The following is a 1453-nucleotide window of genomic DNA, read 5'->3' as shown; positions in this document are numbered from 1 at the left end:
GGGCGCATTCCCATTTTCCCGGTTATGCAACAGCCAATGAATTGTGCGAGTTTGCCATTTGTTTCAAATAATTCCATCTCCCTGACTTATAATATGAACGTAGCATGATCACCTTCTCTGCATTTTCTCTATACCAAAAAGTACAGGGGCCTTTGAGACGTAAATTGATCACTCTGCGGATTGAACTTTCAATAGCCCCACTACCAATTGGTAAATTTAATGCCTTGACCGTTGGAAAGGCAAGTCTCTGTTCATTACGCACAAAATAATCCCGTTCCGTTTTGATAGCCTTACTATTACGACCTCGGCAAATGAGTTGTACTGCCTTCACGACTTCAGCCGATTTTCCTTTCAACAAAAGCCCTCGCTGTTTAGATACCCAGGATTTTCGTTCTTTAGATGACCAGCTCTTTCTCAACCCTGCTACTTTGCCTAAGTGCTCCACTGCATGATAGAAATCGAGAAGCTCATATACGCACTCCGAGGTCAAGCCCAACTCACTGATCAAAATAGGAACTCGATTCCAAATCCAATGGGCCCCATCGGCAACAAACAAGATTTTGTCTGCCTTTTGAATACCAAGGGTTTCCAAATAGGCTTTTAACAATCGGAAGACGCTATCCGGACCATTGAAACATCCATCAATAAAGGGAGCAAAGCTCTTTTCCTGCTTCCCATTGGCATCAACAACGTAAATGATCAAAAGCTTTGGTTCACGCCATGCCCCGTGAAAGCGGGTTCTGCCCTTCTTTGTTTTGGGGCCTCGTTTCTTTTCCCTCAATCGTGTGCGGCCACCGTCAGTGCTTATGACGACTCGACGACCTTCAAGACTATCATTATCACCCAATGGAATTCGACCTGCTTGTTGTTCTGCCCGGGCCCGTTCCGCATAGCGATACGTCAGCTTCCGAATCACCTTTATATCTAACGTCAAGCCATGATCACAAAGGACTTGGTGGACTTCTTCAAAAGAACTCAATAAGGCTGACCAAGAACTCACCATGGAATTCAGTCCCGGCGAGCATCGATCATGAATCCCAAGAAGAATCAGACCGGCATACATACCTTTATGCCTTTTGCCGCTTCGTCTGTCACAGGATCTTCGATAATATCGGACACGGACCTCAATCGTGTCTCCAGAACGGAGCTGAATTTGAACCGTCTCAAATCCCTCACTTTTCATTCGCCCCGGACAAGTTTTTATAATTTCCTTTTCTTGAACAATTTGATCTGGGGAACTCAATGTGGTCTGAAGTTTTTTTTTAACAGCAAGGCAGCGAGACGATTTGTATAGCTAAGAATTTCATTTTCTATTCTTTCCAGCTCTTCTGGAGTTTGAATTAACCGATTATCTTCATCCAGTACCTTCAGGTAGGCTTGAACTTCTTCTACAGTTTCACAGTCTTCGGCTTTCTTCATTTCCATTATATTTGCTCCTCAGATAGTATTGTTT

General features: G+C 43.8%; 2 protein-coding genes. Both read right to left on the bottom strand.

What is annotated here, in order from left to right:
• Positions 1-22 precede the first annotated feature (22 nt).
• Positions 23-1063, bottom strand: coding sequence for a hypothetical protein (locus HXW94_RS18730; protein WP_178368407.1), 1041 nt, complete (start codon positions 1061-1063; stop codon positions 23-25).
• A 176-nt stretch (positions 1064-1239) separates the two neighbouring features.
• Positions 1240-1425 (bottom strand): hypothetical protein, encoded by a 186-nt coding sequence (locus tag HXW94_RS18725; RefSeq protein WP_246294251.1) that lies wholly within the window; start codon positions 1423-1425, stop codon positions 1240-1242.
• Positions 1426-1453 lie beyond the last annotated feature (28 nt).

The sequence above is a fragment of the Desulfobacter latus genome (genome assembly GCF_013389365.1).
GTDB classification, from domain to species: domain Bacteria; phylum Desulfobacterota; class Desulfobacteria; order Desulfobacterales; family Desulfobacteraceae; genus Desulfobacter; species Desulfobacter latus.
Note: the sequence above shows the minus strand (reverse complement) of the source record. Positions and strands in the feature narration are given on the sequence as shown.